General features: G+C 72.1%; 16 protein-coding genes and 1 pseudogene. 12 read left to right on the top strand and 5 right to left on the bottom strand.

What is annotated here, in order from left to right; genetic code table 11:
• Positions 1-45: 45 nt before the first annotated feature.
• The gene (gene galE / locus IE109_RS15480) at positions 46-1014 is read left to right on the top strand and encodes a UDP-glucose 4-epimerase GalE (protein WP_189551454.1); all 969 of its coding nucleotides are present in this window, start codon (positions 46-48) and stop codon (positions 1012-1014) included.
• A 58-nt stretch (positions 1015-1072) separates the two neighbouring features.
• Here galE and IE109_RS15475 read toward each other — a convergent pair whose 3' ends face one another.
• The 4 genes from IE109_RS15475 to IE109_RS15460 all read right to left on the bottom strand — a co-directional run bounded on the left by IE109_RS15475 (position 1073) and on the right by IE109_RS15460 (position 6371).
• Entirely contained in the window at positions 1073-3205 is a 2133-nt protein-coding gene (locus IE109_RS15475; RefSeq protein WP_189551453.1) for a glycosyltransferase family protein, read from the bottom strand.
• Complete coding sequence (locus IE109_RS15470; RefSeq protein ID WP_189551622.1) at positions 3202-4575, bottom strand: glycosyltransferase; 1374 nt, start codon at positions 4573-4575, stop codon at positions 3202-3204. The genes IE109_RS15475 and IE109_RS15470 overlap by 4 nt, the downstream gene beginning before the upstream one ends.
• Positions 4576-4687: 112 nt before the next feature.
• On the bottom strand, positions 4688-5791 hold the full coding sequence (gene wecB / locus IE109_RS15465) for a non-hydrolyzing UDP-N-acetylglucosamine 2-epimerase (protein ID WP_189551452.1): 1104 nt from the start codon (positions 5789-5791) through the stop codon (positions 4688-4690).
• A 205-nt stretch (positions 5792-5996) separates the two neighbouring features.
• Positions 5997-6371: a PIN domain-containing protein gene (locus IE109_RS15460; protein WP_189551451.1), complete on the bottom strand. Its 375-nt coding sequence runs from the start codon at positions 6369-6371 to the stop codon at positions 5997-5999.
• A gap of 262 nt (positions 6372-6633) precedes the next feature.
• Here IE109_RS15460 and IE109_RS15455 point away from each other — a divergent pair, with 262 nt between their 5' ends.
• Positions 6634-7656 carry a PLL family lectin gene (locus IE109_RS15455; RefSeq protein ID WP_229891088.1) on the top strand — a complete coding sequence of 341 codons (1023 nt, stop codon included), beginning with the start codon at positions 6634-6636 and terminating at the stop codon, positions 7654-7656.
• Positions 7657-7888: 232 nt separating this feature from the next.
• Here the strand turns inward: IE109_RS15455 and IE109_RS15450 are convergent, their stop codons facing one another.
• A complete protein-coding gene (locus IE109_RS15450) occupies positions 7889-8488 on the bottom strand; it encodes an acyltransferase (RefSeq protein WP_189551449.1) in 600 nt (199 codons plus the stop codon).
• Between the two features lie 301 nt (positions 8489-8789).
• On the opposite strand from IE109_RS15450, the gene rplU reads away from it, so the two are divergent.
• The 10 genes and pseudogenes from rplU (at position 8790) to IE109_RS15400 (ending at position 21834) form a co-directional block, all read left to right on the top strand.
• The gene (gene rplU / locus IE109_RS15445; protein WP_017944922.1) at positions 8790-9110 is read left to right on the top strand and encodes a 50S ribosomal protein L21; all 321 of its coding nucleotides are present in this window, start codon (positions 8790-8792) and stop codon (positions 9108-9110) included.
• Between the two features lie 14 nt (positions 9111-9124).
• Positions 9125-9382, top strand: a complete 258-nt coding sequence (gene rpmA / locus IE109_RS15440) for a 50S ribosomal protein L27 (RefSeq protein ID WP_189551448.1) — start codon at positions 9125-9127, stop codon at positions 9380-9382.
• Between the two features lie 127 nt (positions 9383-9509).
• The gene (gene obgE, locus IE109_RS15435; protein WP_189551447.1) at positions 9510-10946 is read left to right on the top strand and encodes a GTPase ObgE; all 1437 of its coding nucleotides are present in this window, start codon (positions 9510-9512) and stop codon (positions 10944-10946) included.
• Positions 10947-11213: 267 nt separating this feature from the next.
• A complete protein-coding gene (locus tag IE109_RS15430) occupies positions 11214-13232 on the top strand; it encodes a glycosyltransferase family 4 protein (protein ID WP_189551446.1) in 2019 nt (672 codons plus the stop codon).
• A 165-nt stretch (positions 13233-13397) separates the two neighbouring features.
• Complete coding sequence (locus tag IE109_RS15425) at positions 13398-14897, top strand: bifunctional cytidylyltransferase/SDR family oxidoreductase (protein WP_189551445.1); 1500 nt, start codon at positions 13398-13400, stop codon at positions 14895-14897.
• 181 nt (positions 14898-15078) lie between these two features.
• Positions 15079-17223: a hypothetical protein gene (locus IE109_RS15420; protein ID WP_229891086.1), complete on the top strand. Its 2145-nt coding sequence runs from the start codon at positions 15079-15081 to the stop codon at positions 17221-17223.
• A 175-nt stretch (positions 17224-17398) separates the two neighbouring features.
• Positions 17399-18577, top strand: a complete 1179-nt coding sequence (locus tag IE109_RS15415) for a glycosyltransferase family 2 protein (protein WP_189551444.1) — start codon at positions 17399-17401, stop codon at positions 18575-18577.
• 124 nt (positions 18578-18701) lie between these two features.
• Positions 18702-19829 (top strand): glutamate 5-kinase, encoded by a 1128-nt coding sequence (gene proB, locus IE109_RS15410; RefSeq protein ID WP_373297711.1) that lies wholly within the window; start codon positions 18702-18704, stop codon positions 19827-19829.
• A gap of 141 nt (positions 19830-19970) precedes the next feature.
• Positions 19971-20442 (top strand): annotated as a pseudogene (locus IE109_RS15405) (DUF8830 family protein).
• A 75-nt stretch (positions 20443-20517) separates the two neighbouring features.
• A complete protein-coding gene (locus tag IE109_RS15400) occupies positions 20518-21834 on the top strand; it encodes a glutamate-5-semialdehyde dehydrogenase (RefSeq protein WP_189551443.1) in 1317 nt (438 codons plus the stop codon).
• The last annotated feature ends 39 nt before the right edge of the window (positions 21835-21873 follow it).

The following is a 21873-nucleotide window of genomic DNA, read 5'->3' as shown; positions in this document are numbered from 1 at the left end:
CCCCGCGCACTTGTGGGGCAGGGCCGGTTTGCAGAGGGTTAACCCATGACCTGGTTGATTACTGGCGGCGCCGGATTCATCGGCTCCCACGTGGTGAAGGCGATGGCCGCCGGCGGCGAGCGGATCGTCGTCCTGGACGACCTGAGCACCGGCCGGCCCGAGCGGCTCCCCGACGGCGTGCCCCTGGAGGTGGGCACCGTCCTGGACCGGGACACCGTCGACCGCGTCCTGCGGGAGCACGCCGTCACCGGCATCGTGCACATCGCGGGCAAGAAGCAGGTCGCCGAGTCGGTCGCCAAGCCGCTGCACTACTACCGCGAGAACGTCGAGGGCCTGCGCACGCTCCTGGAGGGCGCCGTCGAGGCCGGGGTGACCCGGTTCCTGTTCTCGTCCTCCGCGGCCGTGTACGGGATGCCCGACGTGGACCTGGTCACCGAGACCACTCCCTGCGCGCCCATCAACCCGTACGGCGAGACCAAGCTGGCCGGCGAGTGGCTGGTCGCCGCGGCGGGGCGGACCCACGGCATGGCGACCGCGTCGCTGCGGTACTTCAACGTGGCGGGCGCCGCCACGCCCGAACTGGGCGACGACGGCGTCTTCAACCTCGTACCGATGGTGTTCGAACGCCTCACGGCCGGCGAGCAGCCGCTGGTCTTCGGGGACGACTACCCGACGCCCGACGGGACCTGCATCCGCGACTACATCCACGTCGAGGACATCGCCTCCGCGCACGTCGCCGCCGCCCGCCGGCTGGTCGCCGACCCCGAGGCGTCCCTGGTCCTGAACATCGGGCGCGGGGAGGGCGTCTCCGTCACGGAGATGGTCGACATCATCCAGGACGTCACCGGCCGCACCGACGTCAAGCCGCTCGTCACCGGCCGCCGCCCCGGCGACCCGGCCCGCGTGGTGGCCTCCGCCGACCGCATCGCCGAGGAACTCGGCTGGAGCGCCCGCCACGGGGTGCGCGAGATGGTCGAGTCCGCGTGGGCGGGCTGGCGGCTGCGCCACCCGTGACCACGGCAGGCACGGGAAAGGGCCCCGGGATCGCTCCCGGGGCCCTTTCCCGTACGGTCTAGCCCTCGCCGAGGAACAGCTTGTCGAAGGCCTTGCTCACGACCGGCCAGTCCCACGTCGACAGGGCGTACTCCGACGCCAGCTTCCCGGCGTCCTGCCACGCCTGCTCGGTCGCCGTGGTCTCCAGGATCCGCTTCGCGGCCTCCTCGGTGGAGCCGACGACCCAGCCCTCCGGGTACAGCGTGCGGGCGCTGTTGGGCTTGCCCGCGTAGAAGGGCCAGTCACGGGCGACGGGGACGGCGGCGCTCGCCGCGCCCTCCATCAGGCCCACGTGGCAGCCCTCGCGTACCGACGAGGACAGGATCACGCCGATGTCGGTGAGCGCCGACGGCACGTCGTCGGTCGGGCCGAGCTTCAGCACGATGCCCTGCTCGATGAGCGGGGCGATCTCCTTGTCGAACTGGCGCCGGTAGTCGCGGGTGGCCCGGCTGGTCTTCGGGTTCATGTCGCCGCCCACCAGCAGCAGCCGGTACCGCTCGTCGTGCTCCCGCACCCGCCGCAGCACGTCCACGGCCCACATGGGGTCCTTGGCGACCTGGCTGATGCCCACCAGGCCCAGGTTGAAGCGGGCGTCGGCCGGCTTCGGGCGGGCGAAGCCCGACAGGTCCATCGCGTTGTCGATGAGGTGCGCACGCGGCGCGCTGTCACCGCGCAGCATCGGCACCAGCGACTCGACGAGGTCCTTCACGTGCGGGGCGACGTAGATCAGGTCGTCGACCCGCGAGAAGTCCGTCATGTGCGGCCAGCGCGTGAACGCCTCGTAGCTGTGCAGACGGACCACGATCCGGGTGTCGCCCGGGTCGATCGTCGTCAGCATCGCCGCCGGGCCCACCGACCAGTCCAGGAAGACGGTGTCCGCCCAGTCCAGGTACGGCCGCATCAGCCGCTCGACTTCCTCCTGGTACGTGCTGGTGCCGCCGGCGAGGCGGTCCTCCAGCACCCGGCGGCCCGCCCACGCGATCCGCTTGAGGGCCTTCTGCGCCGCGAGGTCCAGGTACCGCAGCTCCACGCCCTCGTGGTTGCCGTACCGGTCCAGGATGTGGTGCAGGAAGTTGTCGTTGGCGCTGGTGGTGACCAGCAGCCGCAGCGGACGGTCCTTGGGCGCCGGGGCCGCCGGGGTCCTGCGCCCCTGCGGGCGCTTCATGACGTCCATGACCTTGGAGCGGTACAGCGGCTCGACGAAGCCCTGCGCGTCCTTGGCCAGCGGCGACGACAGCTGGTCGATGTGCAGCACCCGGTGGAAGTGCAGGAACAGCGCGCGGTCCAGCGCGAACGACGCCTTCTCGTGGTCGCCCCCGGCGAACTGCGCGTCCGCGTGGGCCAGCTGGGCCGCGACGGCCTTGTCGAGGTCGCGCGGGTTGAGGCCCTTGCCGAGCTCCTTCATCACGGCCTCGTCCAGCAGCTGCGCCTTGAGCCCCAGGTCGGGGATCTTCGACGCGGCGGCGGCGAGCGCCAGGGCGGCGCCACTGGTGCGGCCCGCCCACTGCATGCCCTCGGCCACGTACCGGGACGTCGCGATGCGGACCTTGGGCGGTACGCCGGGCGCGGTGACGGCCGTGCGCCACATACGGGCGCCGACGGTGGAGCGCATCACGGGACGGGCGGTGGCGTGCCGCATGACGGTGGCGGGCAGGCCGTCCACCGAGCGGCGGACGTTCTGCTTCACGACGTCCATCGGCGGCAGGACGCCCCGGCCGCCGGTGGTGCCCTTGGCCTTGACCCGGTCGACGGCCTTCAGGGCCGGCGCCAGGCCGAAGTGGGCCTCCTCGACGCGGTAGTACTGCGACAGGCGCCACACGGTGTAGACGGCGCCCGCGTCGAGCGCCACCAGGACGTCGGCCTTGCGGGCCAGCCGGCGCAGGACGCCGTCCCGCTCCGCCTGCATCCACACCTTCATGCCGCCCGGCGCCATACGGGCCTTGCGGCGCAGCGCCGTACTGCGGAAGTTGAGGTTGCGGGGGAGCTGGTGGGTGCCGTCCAGCTCCATGGCGGCGAGCTCCTCGGCCACCGGCTCCAGTGGGAACGTACCGGCGAGGTACGTCGTGGCCCCGGCGGCGCGGAACTTGCGCACCGAGTCGGCGAACACGCCCAGCTGCGGCCGGACGCTGGCGATGAACAGGACGTTGGTCACAGGGACGGCCCTCCGGCGACGATCTGGTTCTCGGCGAGGGGGGCGTCCGCGGTGTCCGTGTTCTGTTCCCCGAGGGCGGTGCAGTCGTCGATCAGCTGCTTCACGGCGGAGGTCATCAGCGCCTCGCGGGTGAACTGGTCGGCGTGCGCCATGGCTTCGGCGTGCACCTCGTCGCTCGTCTCCACCGCCATGTGCGCGGCCTTGATGAACGACTCGGTCAGGCCCTCCTCGTCGATGCCGACGGCACCCGTCCACAGCGGGTGGCCGCGCAGCACGTTGGAGGCGTCGTGCTCGACGACGTGCGCCGACACGATCGGCAGGCCGGTCGCCATGTACTCGTACACCTTGCCGGAGGTGACGTAACGACCGCCGATGAGGATGAGGACCATCGCGTCCCAGCGGGCGTAGATGGACGCCACCTCGGCCTTGGCGGCGGGGCCGCCGAAGCGTACGCCGTCGACCTCGGCCTGCTTGAGGACCTCGGCGTGCCGGTTGGCCTCGCGGCCGGAGCCGTTGCCGATGTGGCCGCGCACCTCGAAGGTCGCGTTGGCCAGCAGCGGCTCCTTCTCGCGGGCGGCGCGCCAGGCGTTCAGCACGGTCTCCAGGTGCGGGACCGTGAAGTTGACGGTGCCGAGGTAGCCGAACGCCAGGCCAGCCTCGGGGTTGGCGCGGTGCGCCTTGCCCGGAGAGCTGTCGGCGTCGTAGCCGTTGCGCACGACGTGGACGCGGTCGGCGAAGTCGGGGTAGCGGGTGCGGTAATGCTCCGCGATCGGGTCGTTGACGACCCACAGCGACAGCGCGTTGTCGAGGATCCGCTGTTCCCAGACGCCCTCGGCGGAGTCGCGGGCGAACGCCTCGACGCCGTCGATGACGTCGATGGACCAGCCGTCGCGGAAGTCCACGGCGTACGGGACCTTCGCCTCCTCCCACAGCTTCCACGCGGCGGCGAGGTTGACGTAGGGGACGCAGCTGGCGAGCAGCAGGTCGGCCGGGTGCTCGCCGTGGACGCGGAGGACGGCCTTCTCCAGATCCTCGCGCCAGTCACCGAAGTTGGGCTCGGGGAACGGCTCCATCTGCCGGCGGCGCAGCCGCGTGACCCACCCGTTGGGGTTGAGGGCGCGCTCCTCGCTGTACAGACGGATGTCCGTCTCCAGGTCCTCGCGCACCAACGGCAGTTCGACGATCTTGATGCGCGGGTCGACCTGCTCCAGCAGGGTGAGGTCGACGCCGGAGTCCCTTTCCCACGACTCCTGCGCGATGGTGACGACGGTGACGTCCCAGCCCTGGTTGATGAACTGGTTCGCGGTCTCGCGCATGCGGTACGCGCAGCTCTTGGCCGCTGGCGGGAAACCGATGGCGAGGTAGATCACATGGGGCCGCTTGCCTGTCGCGGGCAGCCCGGACCTGGGAGACGCTGACATAACCGGTGACGCTAGCACGGTGACATGTACGGATAAGTGCCTCGTGAGAGGCCCTGTCCGGTCACGCGTGCCGGCTGCCTCCCTTCCACTCTTCCATGATCCGGACAACGTTCTGGGCGGCCCGGCCGTCGCCGTACGGGGTGCCGGGGTCGGCCGTGGGGACCGCGCGGGTCACCGTGGCGGCCCACTCGTCGGCGGACAGCGTGTGCGGGTCGGGAACAAGGACGTTCCAGCCCGTGTCCACGGTTTCCACCCACTCCGTCTCGGGACGGATGGTGGTGGTGATGCGCTCCAGCAGGAACGCTTCCTTCTGCAGACCGCCCGAGTCGGTGACGACACCGGCCGAGGCCAGCACGGCGGCGACCAGACCGGCGTACGGCAGCGGCCTGCCGACGTGCACGGAACCGGTGTTGAGGTCGATGCCGTGCTCGTGGGCGCGGGCCACCAGGCGCGGGTGGGCGAGCAGCGCGACGGGGACCGGCAGGCCGGCCAGCGAGTCGACGATCGCGCGCAGGCGCTCGGGGTCGTCCGTGTTGTCCGGCCGGTGCAGCGTGGCCAGCAGGAACGGCTCCGACGGGTCGATGCCCTCCGGCAGCACGGGCGCGGGGTGCTTGCCGGCCAGGACGTCGTCCCGGATCTTCAGGCAGATGTCGACCATCACGTCGCCGGCCAGCACGGCGCGGTCCTTGAGGCCCTCGTCGGCGAGGTGGCGCATGGCCTCCTCGGTCGGGGCGAGCAGGACGTCGGCGCAGTGGTCGGTCAGGACGCGGTTGTGCTCCTCCGGCATGCGCCGGTTGAAGGAGCGCAGACCCGCCTCCAGGTGGGCGACCGGCAGGTGCATCTTCACGGCCGAAAGGGCACCGGCGATGGTGGAGTTGGTGTCGCCGTAGACCAGCACCCAGTCCGGCTTCTCGCGCTCCAGGACCGGGTCGAGCGCGGAGAGCACGGCCCCGGTCTGGACACCGTGGCTGCCGGAGCCGACGCCCAGGTGGACGTCCGGGTCAGGGATGCCGAGGCCGTCGAAGAAGACGTCGGAGAGGTCGGCGTCGTAGTGCTGCCCGGTGTGCACGATGAAGTGCTCGTGCTCCGTCCCGGCGAACGCGGCCGCGATCGGAGCGAGCTTCACCAATTGGGGACGTGCGCCGACGATGCTGATGACTTTCACTGAGCACTCTTCTTCTACTGGGACAGGTCGATGAGGGAGGCGTGCCGTGCCATCGTAGGCAATGGCCGGGATGACCAGCCCCGCGGCCGGAGCAAGGGCCGGAAACCACGTGTCCGACGACCATGGTCAGAAGGCGCGTGCGCCTCGGTGAACGGCCGGGATAACGATTCCATGAACAGTTGACGGCGGGGTTCCGGCGCCGCCGTCAGGGCCGTACGGAGCGGGGGCCGAGGCACGCGGCGCCGTGCGCCGTCACGCGCCGGCGCAGTTCGCGGTCCGCCGTCACCACGACGCAGTGGCGTCCCGCCGCGGCGGCCTCGCCGGCCAGCTCGGCGATCCGGTCGTCGCCGCTGCCCGGCGCCTCCTCGACCCGCACCCCGGGGACCGGTTCCACCCCCCGCGCCCGCCCCTCGACCACGAGCACGACGTCCAGCGGCCCGGGATGCCCGGCCACCCCGCCGGCGGCACGGGGGACGAGCAGGTCGCGCAGCCGCTCGGCGGCGCCGCGGCGGTCGCGCCACCAGCCGTCCGGCACCGATCCGACGACGTTCGCGGCGTCGACGACGAGAAGAGTGAGCACGGTACGAAGGGTCCCACGCGGGTGCCGCGGATGGGCCTTTCGGGGGACCGGGGAACAGCCGCCGAAATGCTATCGTCGCGCAAGCTCGGGGGAGCTGCGCGTGAACGGTTCGAACTGGTCAGGGGAAGGTCGGCGGTGAGCCATGGCGGTGTGGTCCGCGCGGAGATCCAGGCGTTCTGCGGACGCCCCGTCGCGCCCTGGCGCCGACCGGGGCGGCAGCCCGCTCCCCGACGCCTCCCTCCCGGCCGCCACCGACTGGCTGGTGCGCGGTAAGGACGGCCGCCTCACGGCGTACGCCCCGGTCGAGGGCGCCGTGCTGCGCTGGACCGAGAAGCACCCCGGCGGACCCGGCTGGACCGGTCCCGAGACCATTCCGGCGCCCGGCGTCGACCGGCACCTGTCCATAGCCCAGGGCGCCGACGGGTACGTCCACCTCGTGGCGCTGCGCCGCACGCGGCTCGCGGACGGCACCCCCGCCACCGACGTCGTCTTCGCTCTCCAGTACCAGTCCGGCCTGGCCGTCCGCGACTGGGCGGTGGTGGGCAACCCGTACCCCGACGACCCGGAGCTCGCCGGGCGGATCGGCCCGCCCGCGGCCGTCATCGACTCCGAGGGCTCGCTGCACGTCTTCGTGCGCAACGTGGGCGGCGGGATCTGCGGGCGGTCCTCGGTGCCGTCGGGCAAGTGGAACAAGTGGGCCGACCTCAAGGGCAGCGGGATCACCGGCCCCATCCGGGCGTCGATCACCGAGGACGGCCTGATGGAGCTGGTGGCGCCCGCGGAGGACCACCTCCTGCGCTGGACGCAGGAGAGCAAGGGCGTGAAGTTCCAGCGGGCCGAGGACGTCCCGGCCCGTCCCGTGGCGGACTCGCTGTCCTCGGAGCGCACCGGCCCCGGCCGCCTCACCCACTTCTGGCAGGACGCCGGCGACGGCACGGTGCGGGCCTGGCGCCCCTCGGACAAGGCGCCGTCCGTCCTCGGCACCGGCGCGGGCACCGGTCCGGTCGCCCTGCTCCGCACCTCGGTCGACGGGCACGACTGCACGATCATGGCCCGCCGGGACGCCGCCACCGGCCGCCCCGCCCTCGCCGCGTACCCGACGGAGGACGAGGCCCTGGGCGCCACCTGGACGCTCACCGGCGACCCGTGCGTGGGCGCCCCGGCGCTGGCGCTCGACGGGCGCGGCCGGGTCGTGATGGCCGCCTTCGGCACCGACGGCACCCTGCGCGTCGCCCGCCAGAAGCCCGAGCCGGGCCTGGCGCTGGAGGCCTGGCGGCGGGTCTGAGCGCGGCGCGGGGGGCGACGGGCCGGAGCGGTACGAGAGGGCGGCGCGGCGGCGGCACACCGTAGGGAGCACCGCGGCGCGCGGGAGCACCGCACCGGACGCAAGCGGCGCACCGGAGCGGCGCACCGCGCGGGAGCACCACACCGCGGCACGGGAGCGGTACGGGAGCGGTACGGGGAAGGGCCCCGGGCGTCGTCGCCCGGGGCCCTTCCCTCCGCATGCCGGATCCGGACTAGCCGCGCTCGGTCAGCGCGCCGTCCTTCTCCTCGTACAGCGCGCCGGTCTTCGGGCACTCCCACACACCCGGCTCGCCGTCCCGCTCGACCAGCTTGACGCCGGCCCGGCCGACCCAGCCGACCTGCCGCGCCGGAACGCCCACGACCAGCGCGAAGTCCGGGACGTCCTTGGTGACGACCGCGCCGGCCGCCACCATCGCCCAGCGGCCGATCTCCAGCGGCGCCACGCACACCGAGCGGGCGCCGATCGAGGCGCCGTCGGCGATCCGCACGCCCACGGCCTCCCAGTCGCCCCCGCGCTTCTGCTTGAAGTCGGGGTCGACGGAGCGCGGGTTGTGGTCGTTGGTGAGGACCACGGCGGGGCCGATGAAGACACCGTCGCCCAGCTCGGCCGGCTCGTAGACCAGGGCGTAGTTCTGCAGCTTGCAGTTGTCGCCCATGCGCACGCCGGTACCCACGTACGCGCCGCGGCCGATCACGCAGCCCTCGCCGAGCTTCGCTCCCTCGCGGATCTGCGCGAGTTCCCACACACTGCTCCCGGCACCGATCTCGGCGTTGTCGGCGACCTGTGCGGTGGGCTGGACCCTGTAATTCACTGTGCTCTGCCTTCCGGCTCCCGGGATGCGTCTTCGCCCGGCGAGCATACGGCCACCGGCCCCGCGCCCGGCCGGGGTGGGCGGCGCCCGGCCGGTTTGACCCGTGAGGGCGCGGACCGTAACCTTGACCGTCGGCGTGTTTCCATGCGCGCCAACTCCTGAGCACCTCCCTTCCGGCAGGCCGGGCACGGCCCGCCGCTGGAAGAGGCCGCTCATCCCTCGCGGACAGTCACGGGCCCTCGCCGGCCCGTGCGGGCGGCTGGCATCAGGAGTTTCCGTTCCGAGCGAGAGAGAGATCCGCGTGTACGCCATCGTGCGCAGCGGTGGTCGCCAGCACAAGGTTGCTGTCGGCGACATCGTTGAGGTTGACAAGATTTCCACTGCCAAGGTTGGCGACACGGTCGAGCTCTCGACCCTGCTCGTTGTCGACGGCGACGCTGTGACCAGCGACCCGTGGGTGCTGGCCGGCATCAAGGTCCAGGCCGAGGTCGTGGACCACCACAAGGGCGCCAAGATCGACATCCTGCGCTACAAGAACAAGACCGGCTACCGCCGTCGTCAGGGCCACCGCCAGCAGTACACGGCGATCAAGGTCACGGCGATCCCCACGGCTGCGAAGTAAGGGACTGAGGAGACATGGCACACAAGAAGGGCGCATCGTCCACCCGGAACGGTCGCGACTCCAACGCTCAGCGGCTCGGCGTGAAGCGCTTCGGCGGTCAGGTCGTCAACGCCGGTGAGATCCTGGTCCGCCAGCGTGGCACCCACTTCCACCCCGGTACGGGCGTCGGTCGTGGTGGCGACGACACGCTGTTCGCGCTGCAGCCCGGTGCGGTGCAGTTCGGCACCTTCCGTGGCCGCAAGGTCGTGAACATCGTTCCGACCGCTGCCTGATCGGGCTGCTCGGTTCTTTGCGAGGGCGGACCTCACTTCCCGGACGTATTCGGGAAGCGGGTCCGCCCTTCGCGTGTTAACACGTAGACATTTCCGCACGTAACTGTCGTAACTGGAGGCACAGAACATGACCACCTTCGTGGACCGCGTCGAGCTGCATGTCGCCGCGGGTAACGGAGGCCACGGCTGTGCCTCCGTCCACCGTGAGAAGTTCAAGCCGCTCGGCGGCCCCGACGGGGGCAACGGCGGCCGGGGCGGCGACGTGATCCTGGTCGTCGACCAGTCCGTCACCACGCTCCTGGACTATCACCACTCGCCGCACCGCAAGGCCACCAACGGCAAGCCCGGCGAGGGCGGCAACCGGTCCGGCAAGGACGGGCAGGACCTGGTCCTGCCGGTGCCGGACGGCACGGTCGTCCTCGACGGGCAGGGCAACGTGCTGGCCGACATGGTCGGGCACGGCACCTCGTACGTCGCCGCCGAGGGCGGCCGCGGCGGGCTGGGCAACGCGGCGCTGGCCTCGGCCCGCCGCAAGGCGCCGGGCTTCGCCCTGCTGGGCGAGCCGGGGCGGTCCGGCGACATCGTCCTGGAGCTGAAGACCGTCGCGGACGTGGCGCTCGTGGGGTACCCCAGCGCCGGCAAGTCGTCGCTGATCTCCGTCCTGTCCGCCGCCAAGCCCAAGATCGCGGACTACCCCTTCACCACCCTGGTCCCGAACCTGGGCGTCGTCACCGCCGGCTCGACCGTCTACACCATCGCGGACGTCCCCGGCCTCATCCCGGGCGCCAGCCAGGGCCGCGGTCTGGGCCTGGAGTTCCTGCGCCACGTCGAGCGCTGCTCGGTGCTTGTCCACGTCCTGGACACGGCGACGCTGGAGTCCGACCGCGACCCGGTGACCGACCTGGACGTCATCGAGGAGGAGCTGAGGCAGTACGGCGGCCTCGACGACCGTCCCCGTATCGTCGTCCTCAACAAGATCGACATCCCGGACGGCAAGGACCTCGCGGACATGATCCGCCCGGACCTGGAGGCGCGCGGCTACCGCGTCTTCGAGGTGTCCGCCGTCGCCCACATGGGCCTCAGGGAGCTGTCCTTCGCGCTGGCCGAGATCGTCGCCCAGGCGCGCGCGGCCAAGCCGAAGGAGGAGGCGACCCGGATCGTCATCCGCCCGAAGGCCGTCGACGACGCGGGCTTCACGGTCACGCTGGGGGAGGACGGCCTGTACCGCGTGCGCGGCGAGAAGCCGGAGCGCTGGGTGCGCCAGACGGACTTCACCAACGACGAGGCCGTCGGCTACCTGGCGGACCGCCTCAACCGCCTCGGCGTCGAGGACCAGCTGATGAAGGCCGGGGCCCGCGCGGGCGACGGCGTCGCCATCGGTCCCGAGGAGGACGCGGTCGTCTTCGACTGGGAGCCCACGATGATGGCGGGCGCGGAGATGCTCGGCCGCCGCGGCGAGGACCACCGCATGGAGGCCCCCCGCCCGGCCGCGCAGCGCCGCAAGGACCGCCAGGCGGAGCGGGACGAGGCGGACCGGGAGTTCGACGGCTTCGACCCCTTCTGATCCCCGCCGCCCGGCGCCGGACCGATCCCCCCGGATCGTCCGCCGCCCGGCGCCGGACGTGCGAGACGCGCCCCCGAGCGGGGCGTGCGGCGGGCCCCCGAGCGGGGGTGTCCCGCCGCACGCCCCCGCGCGGGGGCGCCGTGCGTCGCAAAAGGGATAGAAAATCCGGTTTATATCGCTCCAGCCGGACAACCTGTGGCCAAGGATCACCGTCTTGTCTCCGGGGGCGGGGCCATGGGTGGCCCGGCTGACTTGAACGGAGCGTTGATGAAGGTCTCCTTCCTCATCCACACCATCTACGGCATCGGCGGCACCATCCGCACCACGCTGAACCTCGCCGAGGAGCTGGCCGGACGACACGAAGTGGAGATCGTCTCCGTGTTCCGGCACCGGGACGAGCCGCTCTTCGCGATCGACCCGCGCATCACCGTCGTACCGCTCGTCGACACCCGCCCCTCCTCCCCGGCCAACGAGACGAAGCACGAGCAGCACCTCCGGCCCGCCGAGGACTTCCCGCGGAGCGAGGCGCGGTACAAGGAGTACAGCCGCCTCACCGACGAGCGCGTCCGCGCCCACTACGCGGGTGCCGGCTCCGACGCCGACGTCGTCATCGGCACCCGGCCCGGACTGGTCGCCTACGTCGCGGCCTTCGCGCCCGAGGGCGCCGTGCTCGTCGGGCAGGAGCACATGACGCACAACCACCACAAGCCCGAACTCCGGGCCGAGATGGCCCGGTTCCTGCCGAGGCTCGACGCCTTCGTGACCGTCTCCGAGGGCGACGCCGCCATCTGGCGCGCCCGGATGCCACTGCCCGGCACCCGGGTGCTGGCCATCCCCAACAGCGTGCCCGCACCGGTCGTCACGCCCTCCGACACCTCGGGCACCACGATCGTGACGGCCGGCCGCCTGGCGTCCGAGAAGCAGTACGAGGTGCTGATCGAGGCGTTCGCGAAGGTCGTCGCGCAGCGCCCCGAGTGGACGCTGCGCATCTGCGGCTGGGGCAACCAGAAGGACCGGCTGCGCCGGAGGATCGACCAGCTGGGCCTCTACAACAGCGTCCACCTCATGGGCCCCCGCTCCCCGATCGAGCCCGAGTGGGTCAAGGGCGCGCTGGCCGTGTCCACGTCCCGCCACGAGTCCTTCGGCATGACGCTCGTCGAGGCGATGCGCTGCGGCCTGCCCGTGGTGTCCACCGACTGCGACTACGGCCCGCGCGAGATCATCGCGGACGGCGAGGACGGCCTGCTCGTACCCGTCGGCGACGTCGACGCCATCGCCGCCGCGCTGCTCCGGCTCATCGACGACCCGGAGCTGCGCCGCCGGATGGGCGCCGCCGCCCTCGCCAACGGCCGCCGCTTCGACCCGGGCCCGGTGGCCGCGCGGTACGAGGAGCTGTTCACCGAGCTGGGCGCCGCCGCCACCCCCCGCGCGGCCCGGCGCCCGGCACCCGCCCCCGCCCCCGGGGCGCCCACCGTCGCCGACTGCGTCGCGGCCGACGACGGCACGCTCACCGTGACGCTGCTCACCCCCCGTGAGGGCGCCCGCCTGGTGACCGGGGGGCACGCCTTCCCCTTCGGCGCGGACGGCACCGCGACCGTCCCGGCCGGTACGCCCTTCACCGAGGGCGTCCACCCCGTCCGCGCCGAACTGCCCGGCGCCCCCGAGGCCGTACCGCTCGCCACCCGCGCCGTCGACCAGCGCGGCGCCATGCGCGCCGCGCGGCGGCAGCGCCCCGGCGAACCGGTCCGCCAGCTCGTTCCGTACACCAGGGCCGGCACCCTGCACCTGCGCTCCTGGGTCCGCCCCGCCCACGCCGAGGTCGGCGACGTCCGGATTCAGGACGGGACGGTCACCCTCACCGCGCGGCTCCACGGCACGGCCCAGCCCGGCGGAGAATCGGTTCTGCTGCTGCGGCGGCGCGGCAGGGCCCCGCTGGAGCTGGCCTTCCCCGGGACGCGCCACGGCGCCGACGGACTCCGGCTCGCCTTCCCCTGCGCCGCCCCCGCCGCCCGTCGGCAGGACCCGCACGACGTGTGGGACCTGTGGCTGCGGTACGCGCCCGACGCCGAACCGGTCCGGCTCGGGCGCTTCCTCGACGACGTCGTCGAGAAGGGCTCCCTGTTCCCGTACCCCCCGGCCGAGCCGCGTGCCAGGCAGCCGCTGGCCCTCGCGCGGGGCATCGCCAGGAAGCTGGCGGGCAGGCCCAGGGACCGGGTCGTCGTCACCCTCTTCCACAGCGCCGCCAACGACCTCGTGCTCAGCGTCGTCGACAAGCCGGCCGCGTGATGTCGGTCACCGGGACGCCGTCGTGGCACCCGTCCGCCCTTCACGGCCGCAGCGTGAACACCACGTGTCGCACCGGTACGGGGTGCCCGCTGTCCGCCTTGCGAGACGGTCACGGAGAGTGCGACCATCAGCCCGTCCCCCAGTCGTCGCAAGGTAGGTCGTTCTGTGTCAGCGCCGCATGAAGCCAAGACCCGCACCACAGCTGTCGTGCTCGCCGGCGGTACCGGCCAGCGCGTGGGTCTCGCGATCCCGAAGCAGCTGCTGAAGATCGCGGGCAAGGCGGTCATCGAGCACACGCTGACGATCTTCGAGCAGGCCGACTGCGTCGACGACGTGATCGTGCTGATGGCGCCGGGTTTCGTGCCCGACGTCGAGAAGATCATCGCCAAGGCGGGCCTCACCAAGGTCACCCGCGTCATCGAGGGCGGTGCCACCCGCAACGAGACCACCGAGCGCGCCATCCGGGCGCTGGGCGAGGGCCTCGGCGAGGGCGAGGACCTCAACGTCCTCTTCCACGACGCGGTGCGTCCGCTTCTGTCACAGCGCGTCATCAAGGACTGTGTCGACGCCCTCGACCGCTACCACGCCGTCGACGTCGCCATCCCGTCCGCGGACACGATCATCGTGACCCGCACCCACGGCGAGGACGGCGAGTTCATCACCGACGTACCCGACCGCTCCCGGCTGCGCCGCGGCCAGACGCCGCAGGCGTTCAAGCTCTCCACGATCCGCCGGGCCTACGAGATCGCGGCCGGCGACCCCAACTTCCAGGCGACCGACGACTGCAGCGTCGTCCTGCGCTACCTGCCGGACGTGCCGATCTACGTCGTCGCGGGCGACGAGTACAACATGAAGGTCACCCAGCCCGTCGACGTGTTCATCGCCGACAAGCTGTTCCAGCTGGCCTCCACCGCCGCCCCGCGCCAGGCCGACGAGGCCGCCTACCGCGAGCTGCTGTCCGGCCGGACGCTCGTCGTCTTCGGCGGTTCGTACGGCATCGGCGCCGACATCGCCGCCCTCGCCGAGCGGTACGGCGCCACGGTGTACGCCCTGGGCCGCTCCACCACCGGCACGCACGTCGAGAACCCCGCGCACGTCGAGGAGGCGCTCGCCACGGCGTACGCGGAGAGCGGCCGCATCGACTACGTCATCAACACGGCGGGCGTCCTGCGCATCGGCAAGCTCGCCGAAACCGACACCGCGACCATTCAGGAAGCGCTGAACGTCAATTACCTGGCACCCGTGCAGATCGCCCGCGCCTCGCACAAATACCTGGTCGAGACCAAGGGGCAGCTGCTGCTCTACACGTCCTCCAGCTACACCCGCGGCCGGGCCGAGTACAGCCTTTACTCCTCCACCAAGGCCGCCATGGTGAATCTCACCCAGGCCCTCGCCGACGAATGGGCCGGCGAAGGAATCCGAGTGAATTGCGTCAACCCGGAGCGCACCGCCACGCCGATGCGCACGAAGGCGTTCGGCCAGGAGCCCGCCGGTTCGCTGCTGTCCTCCGAGGCCGTGGCCCGGACCTCCCTGGACGTGCTGCTCTCCGAGCTCACCGGCCATGTCATCGACGTACGGCAGCAGGACCCCACACGTGGGGCGAGCGAGGCGTCCGGCTTCGAGCAGGCCCTCGCCTCGGTGCTGGACCGACAGGAAGATGTGTAATACTCGCCAGATGTGTTCTTCGGGCCTCTGTGTCGCATTAAGCGAATGCAGAGGCCCGAGTTCGTAAGAGTCGGCGAAGTCCGCGAGGACTTCGCAAAGCAAGTCCGTGAAGTCCCCCACCTTCACGGGAGTCTTGTCCCTGTGAAAAAAACCGGCACCCCCTTTCTGGAGCAGGTTCTTCGTGATTTCGACCGCCATTCGCCTGGCACGTGTGGGCAGCGCGTCAGAGCTCGCCGCGGCAGTCCTCATGGGACTGGGTTATCCGTGCGTCATGCTCGCCGCCCTCCTCCCGAACCTCTGGTTCTTCGCGGCCGCCGGTGCCGTGACCTACGTCGCCGACTGGTATCTGCACCAGAAGGACAGTTACCTGATCAACCGGCTGAGCAAGGTCCGGGCCGGTCTCGCCATCCGCTTCCTGCTGCGCCAGCTGCTGCTGGTCCTGCTGCTCGCCCGCGAGGGCTCCGCCGACCAGCCCCTGTTCTACGCGGCGGTCGCCTGCTTCCTGCTCTTCTACGGCCTCCAGGCCCCGCAGGGCGCCCTCGCCACGCTCATCCGGCTGCGCCGCACCATGCCGGTCGTCACCCGGAACATCGACCTCAACGCCGTACGCATCCCCGACGCCCCGCCGCAGGCGCTGCTCAACCGCTCCGCCGAGAAGATGCTCCACCTCGACATCCCCGCCATGGCGGGCGTGATCGCGGCGGTCGCCTCCGGCCGGAACGTCATCGGCTACGCGGGTGCCGCCGTGACCCTCGGGCTCGGCCTCCTCTACACCGTCGCCCTCGTCCCCCACCTGCGCCGCAAGCGCCGGGCGCCGGCCACGGGCGCCGTCCTCAAGGCCGTCGGTACCTGGCTGCGCGAGTACCAGCCGACGGTGGCCCTGTACTTCTCCGGCTCCGACGACTCCGCGTACCAGGTCAACATGTGGCTGGAGACGATGGAGCAGATCGCCGGCCGGCCGGTCATCATCATGCGCGAGCGCACCCTGGTGCAGAAGCTCCAGCCGACCTCCGTACCGATCCTGTGCGTTCCCGGCGGCCAGCACCTCATGGCGATGGACCTGTCGTCGATCCGCGTGACGCTCTACCCCGCCAACGTCGGCAAGAACATCCACATGCTGCGCGTGCCCACCATGAAGCACGTTTTCATCGGCCACGGCGACAGCGACAAGCTCGCCAGCGTCAACCCCTTCTCCAAGGTGTACGACGAGGTGTGGACCGCCGGCCGGGCCGGGCGCGACCGCTACGCGCTGGCCGACGTCGGCGTCCGCGACGAGGACATCGTCGAGGTCGGCCGCCCCCAGCTCGCGCCGATCAGGACCTGGACGGGCACCCCCGGCAACCCCATCCCCACGGTCCTGTACGCCCCCACCTGGGAGGGCTGGGACAACAACCCCGGCAACACCTCGCTGCTGCTGGCCGGCGAGAACATCATGAGGCGGCTGCTGAACGCGCCGCGGCCGGTCCGGGTGATCTACAAGCCGCACCCCTTCACCGGACTCGTCGACAAGAAGGCCAAGGCCGTCGACGAGCGCCTGCAGAAGATGGTCGCCGCCGCCAACGCCGAGCGCGCCGCCGACCCCCGCTGGGCGAAGGAGATCACCGCCGCCCGGCCGTCGCACGCGTCGGCCCGCGCCGAGCTGACCCGTGTCGAGGCGCGGATCGCGCAGCTCGCCGCCCCCGGCCGTAAGGGCGGCGACGAGGCCGAGGAGTCGCGCGTCTCGCTCGCCGATCCCCACCGCCTCGCCGAGATCAAGCGGCTGCGGGCCGAGTGGAACGACGCGTACTGGCGCTCCTTCGGCTGGTGGGAGCACAAGGTCGTCACCGGCGCCGAGCCGAAGCTGTACGACTGCTTCAACGAGGCCGACGGCATGGTCTCCGACATCTCCAGCGTGGTGTCCGACTTCATCGCGAGCGGCAAGCCGTACGCGGTGACGGACTCCGCCGGGCTGGGCGCCGAGGAGTTCAGGCGCCAGAACACCGCCGTCCGTGCCGCGGTGATCCTCTCCAACGACGCCGTGGAGCTCGACGAACTGCTGGCCGCCGTGGCCGACCCGGCCGCCGACCCGCTCGCCGGGGAGCGCAAGCGGCTCAAGCGGTACCTGCTCGGGCCCGACGAGCCGACCTCGATCGAGCGGTTCGACGCCGCCGTGCGCGCGCTGGCCGCCAGGGCGGAGGCCCGCAACGACGGCGTGGCGCAGCGGCTGGCCGGCGAGCGGATCGGCGAGCTGGACCAGGAGGCCGAGGGCGCCGGCGAGGAGCCGGTCGGCGCCGCCCTCGACACCGTGGCGGAGAAGGGCGCCCAGGAGGCCGCCGCGGCACGCTGAGCCCCGGTCGTCCCCGCCCTTCGGCATGAAGCGGACGTACACCCCGCGGCCCGTGAGTCCCTCGTACGAGGCGTACTTACGGGCCGCTGTGCGTGCCGTCACCGTACGGATACGCGCGGCGGGCACCATGACGGACGACCTTCGTCCGTCCAGGTGGATCGAGCAGTGGGTGCCGATGACTGAGAACACTCCCGATGTCAGCGTGATCATCGGGGCCTACGAGGCCATGCCGTACCTGGTGAAGTGCCTGGCATCGGTCGAGGCGCAGACGCTGGGGGCCGACCGGATCGAGATCGTCGCCGTCGACGACGGCTCGACCGACGGCACGGGGGAGTACCTGGAGGAGTTCGCCGCCCGCTCGAAGGTCGCCACCCGCGTCGTCCGGCAGGCCAACTCCGGTGGCCCCAGCGGCCCGCGCAACACCGGACTCGCCCTCGCCCGGGGCCGGTACGTCTTCTTCCTCGACGCCGACGACCACTTCGGCGACGAGGCACTGGAACGGCTCGTCACCATGGCGGACCGGGCCGGCACCGACGTGGTGCTCGGCAGGACCGTCGGCGTCAACCGCAACGCCGCCAAGTCCATGTGGAAGGAGACCGTCGAACGCGCCGACATCTACCGGTCCAACGTCAAGTACACCCTCAGCGCCCAGAAACTCTTCCGCCGCGACCTGCTCGTGCGGCACGGCATGCGCTTCGACGAGTCGCTCACGACCGGCGAGGACGCGCTGTTCACACTGGAGGCGTACCTGCGCGGCAGCGGCGTCTCGGTGGTCGCCGACTACACCTGCTACTACCTGGTGGGCCGGGAGGACGGCAAGCACCTGACGAAGACCGGCGGTTACGTTCCCCGCTTCGCCTCGGCCAGGGCCCTGACCGAGCTCATCGCCGCCCACGTACCGGCGGGGGAGCGCCGCGACCTGCTCATGATGCGGCCGTTCACCGTCACGCTGCTCCCGCAGTTCGGCCCCGTCGTGCTCCGTCAGCCGCGCGACGTCCTGCTCGCCAAGATGGAGCTGGCCGCGCCGCTGATGGCCGCCCACTGGACGCCGGGCCTGGCCGGGCGCCTGAAGACCGAGGACCGGCTGCGCCTGACGTGTGTGGCCCTGAACCGGCCCGACGCCCTCGTCGACGTGGTCACCCGCCTCCAGCAGGGCCCGCCGCCCGAGCGGGTACGCCGGTGGGGCCGCGAGTACCTGGCGTACCCGCACTTCCGCGACCCGGCGGTGGGCATCCCGGACAGCGCGTACGAAGTGCGGGGCGCGCCCGGCCACTTGGGCGTCACCCGCCGCCGGGCCCGCCGGCTGGCGGGGCGGGTGCTGCGGCGGGCCGGGTGGGCGCGGGGGAGTACCTGACCCGGGCGGCCCGCCCGGCCCGGCGTGCGGCGGGGCGAGCGGCGCTGTCCCGTGGTGTCCGGCGGCGTGTCCATCCGATGGAACGCGCGAGCGCCGCGAGCCGCTCCTGGCATAGATTTCCCATGTGACAGTGGCAAGACAGTACGTGACGGAAGCCCGCAGGATCGTCGTCAAGGTCGGTTCGTCCTCCCTGACCACCGCCTCCGGCGGCCTCGACGCCGACCGCGTCGACGCGCTCGTCGACGTACTGGCCAAGGTCCGCAGCGGAGGTGAGAAGGAGATCGTCCTGGTCTCCTCCGGCGCCATCGCCGCCGGCCTCGCACCGCTCGGCCTCGCCCGGCGCCCCAAGGACCTGGCCCGCCAGCAGGCCGCCGCCAGCGTCGGCCAGGGGCTCCTGGTCGCCCGCTACACCGCTTCCTTCGCCCGCTACGGCGTACGCGTCGGCCAGGTCCTGCTCACCACCGACGACACCAGCCGCCGCGCCCACTACCGCAACGCCTACCGGACCCTCGACCAGCTGCTCGCCATGGGCGCCCTGCCGGTCGTCAACGAGAACGACACGGTCGCCACCGACGAGATCCGGTTCGGCGACAACGACCGGCTCGCCGCCCTCGTGGCCCACCTGGTCAGGGCCGACCTGCTCGTCCTGCTCTCCGACGTGGACGGGCTCTACGACGGCGACCCGTCCACGCCGGGCACCTCGCGCATCGCGGAGGTGCACGGCCCCGCCGACCTGGAGGGCGTCGAGATCGGCTCGGCCGGCAAGGCGGGCGTCGGCACCGGCGGCATGGTCACCAAGGTGGAGGCCGCCCGGATCGCCGCCGCCGCCGGCGTACCCGTCGTGCTCACCTCCGCCAGCCGCGCCGCCGACGCCCTCGCCGGCCGGGACACCGGCACCTACTTCCGCCGCACCGGCCGCCGCTCCGCGGACCGGCTGCTGTGGCTGGCCCACGCCTCCACCCCGCAGGGCGCCCTGATCCTGGACGACGGCGCGGTGCGGGCGGTCGTCGAGGGCCGCAAGTCCCTGCTGCCGGCGGGCATCGCGGCCGTCGAGGGCGACTTCGCGGCGGGGGACCCCGTCGAGCTGCGCGACGCCTCCGGCCGGGCCGTCGCACGGGGACTCGTCACCTTCGACGCCAAGGAGATCCCCCAGCTCCTCGGACGGTCCACCCGAGAGCTGGCCAGGGAGCTGGGCCCGGCGTACGAGAAGGAGGTCGTACACAGGGACGATCTCGTCGTCCTGGAGGCCTAGACCAGCCCCAGAACGGCTGAAAGTCCCGCCATCCGCCGGAGAGCTTCACCAAAACCGCCCCACGTCCCGCGCGGGACTGGTCAACTTTGTCTCAGGGGTGGGCGGGGTGACAGCACACGACGTACACACAGGAGGCCGCCGGTGAGACGAGCGCGCCCGGGGGCTCTGCCCCGAGGGACGGCCGAACGCGCCTTGACGAGTGTCGAGGCCGGGGCCGACTTCGACGAAGCCGGCGTCGACGACGGCGCCGCTGCGGACCCCGGACCGCCCGGTGTCCAAGCTGTGGCACATCACCCTGAGCGTCTCCGGTCAGGCGGCCCCGCTCAAGGACGTCAGACGGGCCCTGGAGCAGCTCGCCCACGACCATCCGTTCCTGCTGACCAGCCGGTACGCCGACGACCACGCCGAGATCCGGTACTGGGAGGAGGCCCGCGACCTGCACGACGCGGCCGCCGTCGCCCTGCGGCTGTGGGGCGAGCACCGGCAGAGCGCCAAGCTGCCGCCGTGGGAGATCGTCGGTCTGGAGGTCATCGACCGCGAGACGTACCACCTGCGGATCGCGGAGGGGTACGGTCCGCCGCCGGCCGCCCCCGTGGGGGTTCACCCGTACTGACGTACCGGGCCACGGGGTGTCTCGCAGAGCGGGATGCGTGAGGGATGCCCGTCCGGAGCGCATTACGCTGCGAGTATGACCTCGTCGCATTCCCCCGCCTCCGCAACCTCGCCGTCCGTCACGCCGTACGACGACATGACCCCGGTCACCCGCGCCGCCTACCGGGCGCGCGCCGCGTCCGCCGAAATCGCGCCACTCCCGCGCGCGGCCAAGGACGACGCGCTGCTGGCGATCGCGGACGCGCTGGAGGTCCGCACGAGCGAGATCGTCGAGGCCAACGCCGAGGACGTCGCGCGGGCCCGGGAGGCCGGCACCAGCGAGTCGATCATCGACCGGCTGACGCTCACCCCCGAGCGGGTGCGGGCCATCGCCGCCGACGTCCGGGACGTGGCCGCGCTGCCCGACCCGGTCGGCGAGGTGGTGCGCGGCTCCACCCTGCCCAACGGCATCGACCTGCGGCAGGTCCGCGTCCCGCTCGGCGTGGTCGGCATCATCTACGAGGCCCGGCCCAACGTGACGGTCGACGCCGCCGCGCTCTGCCTGAAGTCCGGGAACGCGGTCCTGCTGCGCGGCTCCTCCTCCGCGTACTCCTCCAACACCGCCCTGGTCCGCGTCCTGCGGGACGCCGTCGGCGGCGCGGGGCTGCCGGCGGACGCGGTGCAGCTGGTGCCGGGCGAGTCCCGCGACTCGGTGCGCGAGCTGATGCGCGCCCGCGGCCTGGTCGACGTCCTGATCCCGCGCGGCGGCGCCTCCCTGATCCGCACCGTCGTCGAGCAGTCCACCGTCCCGGTCATCGAGACCGGCACCGGCAACTGCCACGTCTACGTCGACGCCCAGGCCGATCTGGACATGGCCGTCGACATCCTGATCAACTCCAAGGCGCAGCGGCCCAGCGTCTGCAACGCCGCCGAGACGCTCCTCGTCCACCAGGACATCGCCGACGCCTTCCTGCCGCGCGCCCTGGACGCCCTCGCCGAGGCCGGCGTCACCGTCCACGGCGACGAGCGGGTGCAGTCCTACGCCGGTGCCTCCAAGGCCACCGTGGTGGCGGCCACGGCCGAGGACTGGGAGACCGAGTACCTGTCGTACGACATCGCCGCGGCCGTCGTCGACTCGCTGGACGCCGCCGTGGGCCACATCCGGCTCTGGACCTCCGGCCACACCGAGGCCATCGTCACCACCTCCCAGGCAGCCGCCCGCCGCTTCACCCAGCTGGTGGACTCCACGACGGTCGCGGTCAACGCCTCCACCCGCTTCACGGACGGCGGCCAGTTCGGCTTCGGCGCCGAGATCGGCATCTCGACGCAGAAGCTCCACGCGCGGGGTCCGATGGGGCTGCCGGAGCTGACGTCGACCAAGTACATCGTGACGGGTGACGGTCACACACGGTAGCCGTGGCGGCTGGGCCGGGTGAGCGGGGTTTGCCGCGCT

The sequence above is a fragment of the Streptomyces lavendofoliae genome (genome assembly GCF_014649735.1).
Classification (GTDB): Bacteria; Actinomycetota; Actinomycetes; order Streptomycetales; family Streptomycetaceae; genus Streptomyces; species Streptomyces lavendofoliae.
This window is presented reverse-complemented; position numbering and strand designations above follow the sequence as displayed.

Bases quoted from the DNA above. Each gene is read 5' to 3' on its own strand.
- rpmA (WP_189551448.1), top strand. From the start codon at position 9,125: ATGGCACACAAGAAGGGCGCATCGTCCACCCGGAACGGTCGCGACTCC.
- IE109_RS15415 (WP_189551444.1), top strand. From the start codon at position 17,399: ATGACTGAGAACACTCCCGATGTCAGCGTGATCATCGGGGCCTACGAG.
- galE (WP_189551454.1), top strand. From the start codon at position 46: ATGACCTGGTTGATTACTGGCGGCGCCGGATTCATCGGCTCCCACGTG.
- IE109_RS15430 (WP_189551446.1), top strand. From the start codon at position 11,214: ATGAAGGTCTCCTTCCTCATCCACACCATCTACGGCATCGGCGGCACC.
- obgE (WP_189551447.1), top strand. From the start codon at position 9,510: ATGACCACCTTCGTGGACCGCGTCGAGCTGCATGTCGCCGCGGGTAAC.
- IE109_RS15400 (WP_189551443.1), top strand. From the start codon at position 20,518: ATGACCTCGTCGCATTCCCCCGCCTCCGCAACCTCGCCGTCCGTCACG.